General features: G+C 33.3%; 7 protein-coding genes, 2 pseudogenes and 1 other annotated feature. Of the genes and pseudogenes, 6 read left to right on the top strand and 3 right to left on the bottom strand.

Going from position 1 to position 8,589, the window contains the following annotated elements; all coding sequences use genetic code 11:
• On the top strand, positions 1–243 hold a 243-nt coding region (locus C564_RS32500), incomplete at its 5' end, for a thiol-activated cytolysin C-terminal domain-containing protein (protein WP_018766999.1).
• A 113-nt stretch (positions 244–356) separates the two neighbouring features.
• Here the strand turns inward: C564_RS32500 and C564_RS36330 are convergent.
• Positions 357–440, bottom strand: a pseudogene (locus tag C564_RS36330) (IS6 family transposase); the annotation flags it as partial.
• A 258-nt stretch (positions 441–698) separates the two neighbouring features.
• Here C564_RS36330 and C564_RS0123000 point away from each other — a divergent pair.
• Positions 699–1,871: a phytase gene (locus tag C564_RS0123000; protein WP_018766998.1), complete on the top strand. Its 1,173-nt coding sequence runs from the start codon at positions 699–701 to the stop codon at positions 1,869–1,871.
• 467 nt (positions 1,872–2,338) lie between these two features.
• Here the strand turns inward: C564_RS0123000 and C564_RS0122995 are convergent, their stop codons facing one another.
• On the bottom strand, positions 2,339–2,896 hold the full coding sequence (locus C564_RS0122995; protein ID WP_006097279.1) for an isochorismatase family protein: 558 nt from the start codon (positions 2,894–2,896) through the stop codon (positions 2,339–2,341).
• 127 nt (positions 2,897–3,023) lie between these two features.
• Positions 3,024–3,224 (bottom strand): DUF1272 domain-containing protein, encoded by a 201-nt coding sequence (locus tag C564_RS0122990; RefSeq protein ID WP_018766997.1) that lies wholly within the window; start codon positions 3,222–3,224, stop codon positions 3,024–3,026.
• A gap of 157 nt (positions 3,225–3,381) precedes the next feature.
• Between C564_RS0122990 and C564_RS0122985 the strand changes: the two genes are divergently transcribed.
• From C564_RS0122985 to C564_RS0122970, 4 genes and pseudogenes are all read left to right on the top strand, one after another.
• Positions 3,382–3,804, top strand: coding sequence for an Lrp/AsnC family transcriptional regulator (locus C564_RS0122985; RefSeq protein ID WP_026008668.1), 423 nt, complete (start codon positions 3,382–3,384; stop codon positions 3,802–3,804).
• Positions 3,805–3,933: 129 nt separating this feature from the next.
• Positions 3,934–4,675, top strand: a pseudogene (locus C564_RS33730) (IS4 family transposase); the annotation flags it as partial.
• A 197-nt stretch (positions 4,676–4,872) separates the two neighbouring features.
• Positions 4,873–5,125: a binding site (T-box leader), on the top strand.
• An 82-nt stretch (positions 5,126–5,207) separates the two neighbouring features.
• Entirely contained in the window at positions 5,208–6,467 is a 1,260-nt protein-coding gene (locus C564_RS0122975; RefSeq protein ID WP_018766994.1) for an MFS transporter, read from the top strand.
• Positions 6,468–7,646: 1,179 nt separating this feature from the next.
• Complete coding sequence (locus C564_RS0122970) at positions 7,647–8,564, top strand: group II intron maturase-specific domain-containing protein (protein ID WP_003209607.1); 918 nt, start codon at positions 7,647–7,649, stop codon at positions 8,562–8,564.
• Positions 8,565–8,589: the final 25 nt, after the last annotated feature.

Raw genomic sequence — 8,589 nt, 5'->3', positions numbered from 1 at the left:
AAAGAAGTACTAACCCATAAAACTTGGGAAGGAAACGGCAGAGACAGAACTGCTCATTTCAATACAGTCATACCACTTCCGCCGAATTCAAAAAATGTAAAAGTCGTAGCAAGAGAATGTACAGGTCTTGCATGGGAATGGTGGAGAACAATTATCAATGAACAAAATGTTCCATTAACAAATGAAATGAAAGTTTCAATTGGAGGAACAACATTATACCCAAGTGCTAATATTAGTCATTAGGTAAAAGTGAAGCGCCCTGTTTACAGGGCGCTTTTTTACTTGGTCGCAAGGGTTCTGATGCAAAGATAAAATAAAAGAGAATATAGCTCATATATTTCTAGCGGAATTCTATTTTATGCTGTAAGCCCAAACAATCGATGGATGAATTCTTTCTGGTTTTGGACAGACTGCTCCCGTAAATCAATCTGTCCAAGTTTAGGAGATTACTTGCAAAAGTTTTAGAGTTTTTGCACCAGAACCAGACTTTTTATGGATAGTGCAACTTTATTTTGGATGGATAATTTTCACAATATACGTAACGTTCTGCTTACGATAGATCCTGTAAATCATTTATCCAAAAATTTACAATAAATACATAAATAATTAAAAATTAATAGATAAAATAATACAAGAAAAGTGTATCTGTTCTAGTTAACAGGATAAAGAAAATTATTTTTTTCAAGGGGGAACTACAAATGTTAAAGGAAATGTCAACAGTTGCTTTAATGACGAGTGTATTATTTTTAACAGTAAATTCTACACCGAATTTGGTGGGGGAATTTTCAAATCCAAGTGTACAAGAGAAACAAAAACATTCAAAACTTGTAAAAGTGGAAGCAAAAGAGGAAACAGATGCAGTTGCCAATGCGGGCGATGCAGCTGATGATCCAGCAATTTGGGTTCATCCTCATGATTCTGAAAAAAGTAAAATTATTGGAACGAATAAAGAGGGTGGGATGTCTGTCTACAATTTAAAAGGAAAACAACTACATTCGTATAACTTTGGGAAACTAAATAATGTTGATGTACGATATGGATTTCCAATTGGAGGTAAAAAAATTGATATTGCGGCAGCTTCAAATCGTTCTACAAATACAATCGATATTTTTGCGATAAACCCTAAAACAGGAGAATTAGAAAATATTACGGGATCTCCCATTCAATCTAGCATGAAAGAAGTATATGGGTTTAGTCTCTATCATAGTCAAAAAACGGGTATTTTTTACGCATTAGTTGTAGGGAAGGATGGAACTTTTGAACAATATGAGTTATTTGACAATGGAAAAGGAAAAATAGAAGGAAAGAAAGTACGTGAATTAAAGCTAAGTTCTCAATCAGAAGGAATTGTAGCAGATGATGAATATGGAACAATATATATCGGTGAAGAAGATGTGGCAATTTGGAAATTCAATGCGGAACCAGACGGAGGAAACCAACCGATTGCAAAAGTAGATGGTGCGGATGGAAACCATTTAACAGCAGATATTGAGGGTTTGACGATATATTATGGAAAAAATGGGACAGGGTATTTAATTGCTTCTAGTCAGGGGAATAATAGTTATGCAGTGTATGATCGTAAAGGCAACAATGAGTATATTGGTAATTTTGCTATTGTTGATGGTAAAAATGTTGATGGAACGAGTGATACAGACGGTATTGATGTAATGAGTTTTGGATTAGGAGAAAAATATCCAAATGGCATTTTTCTAGCACAGGATGGAGAGAATATGGATCATGGGAAAATAGTAAATCAGAATTTCAAAATGATAGATTGGAAAAGGATTGCAAAAGGATTCGACTCAAAATTACAGATAGAAAATAACGTAGATCCTCGTAAACTAAAATTTAGAGAAATATTTAGCAAATAGTTAAGGTGAATAAAAGATCATTTCATAGTATATTGAAATGATCTTTTTTAGAATTTTATAATGCCTCAAAACAAAAAAATTGTACATTTTCAACTTGAGATGTCAATTTTCTCGTTTGGGGGGTATTTGCTTTCCTAAGCTTGATGGGCATGGGATAGCACCACATTCCCATCAACTTAAGAAATTGGTTGTTCCCCAAAACGAAATTTCTATCTAAGAAATAAACCATTAAATGTAAAATTAAAATACATGTATTTTATTTTAATTTCTTAAATACGCATAACCCCGTTCCAATTTTAGAACGGGGTTAAAATAAACTTTTTTAGTTTCTGGTGTGATATAATTCCATATTAAAAATATAATAACACACATTCGTTTAAATATGGTTTGGGTTATTCCACAATCACGCCTGATTGCTATAGATCAATATTTTTTTAGGTTCTCAATTTAACAGGGTAAATAGTGATTTATCGGTAATTGTTATGAATTGGTTGAAACAAATCCTCTTGGCTGGTCCGAACAACAGAAAAATTGTCAACATTGTAATGACCATGAAGTATTTCATTATGATGACTTATTATCTTTTCAGCAGATAGGATTGAAGAATCTGTCGTTGAATGACCATCCCCAACTAAAGTAACATCAAAATGATTCACCGTTGCAGTTCTAACCGCTGTGTCAATACAATGTTCTGTTTTACATCCCATGATAACAAGATGTTCGATCTCGTTTTCCTTTAAAAAATCCATTAATAGTGTACCATAAAACGCATTTGTAGCTACTTTATCAAATATTTTTGCATTGGTTGGCACTTTTACTGTCTGGTGTATTTGAAAACCTGGACCTTTGCCATCAGCAACATCTTTATCCCTCACAAAGATAATCAAAGCATGTGATTCTAGTGCTTTATTAATAACCAAATTAACATTATCTAACAATGCTTCTTTATTAAGCACATTTTTAGTTTCGTTATTACCATCAACTAATTCTTGTTGGACATCAATAATAAGCAAAGCTTGGTTCAATATAAAAACTCCTTTATGCTATAATTTATATATATGTTCTCCATATCGTTCTTCATTCTAATAATCATAATATCGCCCCCTTTTATCTTTTGAACCTATTTCGTTACGAACCTAATAAGTAGTATTGTTATATGTTAAGAGAGCAGACACTACTAGATAGGGGTCTAGGTCTTTTAACAAGTTCTCCTTGACAATTAGGACATACATAATTCATTAATTTTGTACACTCCTCACAAAATGTACATTCATGTGTGCAAATAAAAGCCAAAGATTGCTCTTCAATCTTATTATTACATTTCTCACAACATTTTCTCATCTCAAGTCCCATTTTTATTCCTCCAATAACATTTTTTTCATTATATACATAAAATTATAAATATAATATAATTTTGTTTAAATACAAATTATTAGCTATTTCATCCAAAAAACTTAAAAAATTTATTCATTATAAGCGTTTTGCTTTAAATAAAAAGGGGATGTTTAGAATAGACCATATTGACCGAAATATTTTACATATTCTTCAAGAAGATGGACGTATATCTATGACTGAACTAGGAAAAATGGTGAACTTATCAACACCAGCTGTAAAAGAAAGAGTAAAAAAATTAGAGGATAAAAATATTATTACAGCCTATAGGGCAGTTATAAACCCAGAGAAATTAAATAAGAATGTAACGGCTTTTGTTTTGTTTGAATCAAAAAAATGTCAACAATTCAGAAATTTTTGCAAAGAAAATCCTATGGTCTTTGAGTGCCACAGATTAGCCGGACAATATAGTTATTTGGTGAAAATAGTCACTGAATCGGTGCAACATTTAGAAGAATTTATAGATGCTTCAATGGAGTTTGGCTATCCATCAACTTTAATTAACTTATCATCACCAGTAAAATATAGATGTATTTTTTAGAATAGAGTTCTTCGAATTTATTTAAGGGATGCTGCCACACATCCATCAACTTAAGGATTTAGACTATTCTTGAAGTTAAAAGCACGTTACTATTCTCTTATGTTAATGAGAAAGGGTGACGTGCTTTTTATGAATATGCATCAAAAACAAGAGTTGTCTTTATTTGCCGAAGAGTTATATTGCTATATGTCTCCCGCTACACTTAATCAATTAGCTATAGAAGCAGGCGGAATGAAACGAAAACGTAAGTGCCATGGGCACCATTTTTTATCTTTGTGTGTATGGTTAAATCAACAAATCGCTACTACCTCTCTTACTCAACTTTGTAGTCAATTAGAAACTTCAACAGGAATTTTATTAAGTCCTGAGGGACTTAATCGACGATTTAACGCGGCTTCTGTAGCCTTCTTTCGAAATGTATTTACTACACTTCTACAAGCTAAAATTGGAGGGTTATCTAGGATTTCTCATTCTCATTCTGCTTACTTTGAGCGTATTCGCATCCTTGATTCTACAACCTTTCAAGTTCCAGATCGATTCGCAGCTACTTATCCTGGTGCCGGAGGATGTAGTCATAAAGCTGGTGTAAAAATTCAACTAGAGTATGACTTGTTGAGTGGAGAATTTTCTGATGTGAAAATTGAACCAGAAAAACGAAGTGATCAGGCGTATGGTGCGGCTCGAACAGGTATGGCACAAAAGAATGAACTATATATTCGTGACTTAGGATATTTTCGTTTACAAGAACTTTAAGTCTATTCAAGATAAGCAAGGATATTATTTATCACGTCTTAAGTTACCAACTAAGATATATAGAAAAGAATTCGAAACAGTCGTATTTAAAACAAAACCCGCTCAACTGAGACCGGTATAGGATAGCACCACATGTCTATCAAGCTAAGAAATCGAGTCACCCAAAAAACGAAAAAGCTCATTTCTTATCTGAAAAGAGATACTAAGTGAGCTTTTTCCGATACTACCAATAATTAGGATTATGTTAACTAAGTTTGTATATGAGATGCAAAAAACATTTACAATATATATCCAATAATGTTAGTATATATGAAATTAAATGCAATGAAGAGAAGAGTAAATAAAGTGAATTCTATACAGAGAACCCTGGTAGCTGAAAAGGGGTTAGAATTTCTTTATTGAAGCAAGGCTCAGAGCAGCACATTGGAACCGACTATAGGGGGATAGTGTGACGGGCGCTCCCGTTATAGAGCTAGGGTATAAGCATTTTTGTTGTACCTGATAAGGTTAATATGGCGACATATTAATAAACTGGGGTGGTACCGCGATCTAAAATCTCGTCCCCAAGACACTTAAGTCTTGGGGGTGGGATTTTTTTATTTCGTTTTAAGTGTTGCATTCTATCTGATTATATTTTAGGAGGAATTCAATTGAGTTTAAAAAAAACATTGGAAAATTGGCGGTATCCATCTATCTTATTGTTTAGCATTGGTGTTTCAAGTGTTGGAAGTTGGGTTTACTTTATCGCTCTAAACCTTATCGTTCTTAACATAACAGAGTCGGCCATTGCTGTCTCTGGTTTATATATTATTAGGGCTTTATCAACGTTGTTTACTAATATTTGGTCAGGAAGTCTTGTAGATCGTTTAAATAAAAAGTATCTCATGATAGCACTAGATGTTTTTCAGACTGTGCTAATTGCATCATTACCTTTCTTCTCTTCTTTAGGGCTTATATATGCTATGGTCTTTCTTATTACAATAGCGAGCTCTATATACCACTCAACATCGGTAACTTATATCACGAAGTTAATACCAATAGGACAAAGAAAACGTTTCAATTCTCTACGTAGCCTACTTGATTCCGGAGCTTTTTTGACTGGACCAGCAATAGCAGGAATGATGTTTACAATTGGTACACCTAATATGGCTATTTATATCAATGCTGTAGCTTTATTTTTATCTGCATTAATTACAGTAGGAATGCCTAATGTTGAATCCTCTGCACAATTAGAAAAAACATCAGATACAACAAAATTATCCCTTAAGTTATTAATAGATGATTGGAAGCTTGTTATTAGATTTAGTCGTAAGTATTTATATATTATGATGATTTATCTTTTGTTTAGTGCGATGATAGTCATGATGACAGCTACAGATTCGTTGGAAGCTGCTTTTGCAACTAGGATACTTTCCTTATCTGAAGGTGAATATGGAGTCTTAGTCAGTATTGCTGGAGCAGGAGTATTAGCAGGTTCTTTATCCAATGCAATAATTATTGAAAAAATACCTACCTCATGGCTTATTGGTATGGGTGCCTTAATAACTGCAGTAGGTTATATGGTTTTTACATCCTCTAATACCTTTTTTATAGCATCTATAGGAGTTTTTGTTTTGTCGTTTGCTACTGCCTTTTCTAATACTGGTTTTTACACATTTTATCAAAACAATATACCTGTTGATGTGATGGGGAGAGTTATAAGTATTTACGGGTTTATTGAGGCTTTTTTAATTATTACCGTTACTGCAATCTTTGGTATTTCTTCCGAGCTTATATCTATACGATTTGTTGTAGTTTCAGGAGCATTTATAATGTTTTTGGTATCTATTACACTATTTATTTGTAGTGTTCAACCATCAAAAGCGAAATTCTATTCTAATTCACCTGAGCTTAAAGATTCATTCCAATAAATTCTTTTTTTAATGAATAAAATTAGATAATAGTTATGAAATAAAAAGGATCTTTATTCAAAGATCCTTTTTACTACCGATAACGAAAATTATGTAAAAAAGTTAGTATGGATCTAACCTTTTCTTTTTTTGTTACAAGCATTATACCCTCTTTATTCACAGTGTTTTTAATGTATACTTTTCTTGATGTTTTTGAAGAAAATGATTAACTCACGATAAAATCAAGGATATGAATGTAAACTAATTATTTGAAATATATTATTATTTTTATTTATATTGTTATAAAGAATTATATAGAGTAGATATTTTTAAGGAGGTATATATGTCTTATTAATTAAATAAAAATAAAATGAGTTATTATCTATTTATGATGGTAATAAGTATTGCAATGATAATTGTCATTTTTCAGGAGATGGTTTTAAGTTAGGCTCTATTTTAAAATGGATTATGTGTATTATATGGTTTTTTGTATTTATAGGGAATCTTTGTTATTACATTAAAAGTTTGAGAAAAAGAAATTTTAGGGATTAGATTGATATGTAAAAGCCTCAATTATCTAATATACATTTAGATAATTGGGGCTTTTGATTTTGTTATTTATCTTTTATTAATGTAAGCGTCAAAGTGTGTCCTGAAGGATTTCTTGCACGGAAAGGAGTGGGAAAAAATGTGAGAAATTCATGCTTTGTAAGAGATGAGGAAAGGCCCTCGAAATCGGTATTCAGGTACAGGTTTCAAACCACCTTTGGGTGCTGCAATCAAAAGTTGTGGTACTGAGCGCAAATGGAAAAGGCTAACAGAGATTAGTCAGGTGTGTGCCATAAAGTTGAACGAGAGTGAACAATTCGATGAAGCGTCGTTACTACTTCTATACAGTCAAAACTAGGGGCTTTTGACACCTCTAGGAAGAGTCTGAAAGAAACCTGATTACTGTTCAGATGGCTGTCGGCGTAAAGGTTGCAGGAGTATGGCACAGGCTCTTACAAGGAACAGGAGAAGTTTGTATTCTGATGATAAGCGAAAAATCCAAGCGATGAACTGACAAGGATGAAAGTAGTGATGCAGAATACAGATGCGGAAGAATCCGTAGTAGTGATGAAATGGCTGTAATGGCAATGGAGCGAAGGGACTCTGTTATCTATACTTCAGAAATTGAACAACCAGAAATGGGAGGATTTAATGAAAGAAGGAAAATCGTTTGAGATTTCACAATATCAAGTACTGGAAGCATACAAACGTGTAAAAGCGAATCGAGGTGCTGGAGGTATTGATGGAGTTGACTTCACAGAGTTTGATAAGGATTTGAAGAATAATTTGTACAAGCTTTGGAATAGAATGTCTTCGGGTAGCTATTTTCCTAATCCAGTAAAAGGAGTAGAAATCCCGAAGAAGAACGGGAAAAAGAGATTGCTAGGTATTCCAACTATTAGTGATAGAATTGCCCAAATGGTAGTTCGTATGAATTTTGAGCCACTTGTTGAACCGATATTCTGTGCTGATTCTTATGGATATAGACCTAATCGCTCTGCCATTGATGCAGTGATACATTGTCAAACCAAAGAGGAAGCAGAAAGACTCTTAGAAAAGCTCAAAGAAAGAATGATGTCATGTAAGTTAGAGCTACATCCAGAAAAGACGAAAGTCGTCTACTGTAGAAGTGATAATTTCTCAAAACGACATGAGCATGAATCGTTTGACTTTTTAGGCTACACATTTCGAAGGAGATGGGCCAAGAGTAAATATGGAACATTCTTTCATGCCTTTACTCCTGCAGTTAGTAAAAGTGCTGGACAACACCTTAAAGATAAAATCCGCGAGATAAGAAAGCGGAATAAACTATACTCATTAGAGGAACTAGCAGACATTATGAATCCAATCTTACGTGGTTGGGCAAATTACTTTATAAAATTCTGTGCAAGTGAGGCAAGAAAGATACTCGACTTTGTGAATCTCACATTAGTCAGATTTATCAGGTTTAAGTATAAAACGGTGAAAAGAAGCAAAGCTAAAGCCTTTAGATATTTAGTACGTATGGCAAAAGCACAACCAAACCTGTTTTATCACTGGCAAATGGGGATACGTCCGACAATTGGATAACAAGAGCCGAATGAAGGGAGACTTT

This window comes from Bacillus sp. 105MF (genome assembly GCF_000374885.1).
Taxonomy (GTDB): domain Bacteria; phylum Bacillota; class Bacilli; order Bacillales; family Bacillaceae_G; genus Bacillus_A; species Bacillus_A pseudomycoides.
This window is presented reverse-complemented; position numbering and strand designations above follow the sequence as displayed.

Bases quoted from the DNA above. Each gene is read 5' to 3' on its own strand.
- C564_RS0123000 (WP_018766998.1), top strand. From the start codon at position 699: ATGTTAAAGGAAATGTCAACAGTTGCTTTAATGACGAGTGTATTATTT.
- C564_RS0122990 (WP_018766997.1), bottom strand. From the start codon at position 3,224: ATGGGACTTGAGATGAGAAAATGTTGTGAGAAATGTAATAATAAGATT.
- C564_RS0122970 (WP_003209607.1), top strand. From the start codon at position 7,647: ATGAAAGAAGGAAAATCGTTTGAGATTTCACAATATCAAGTACTGGAA.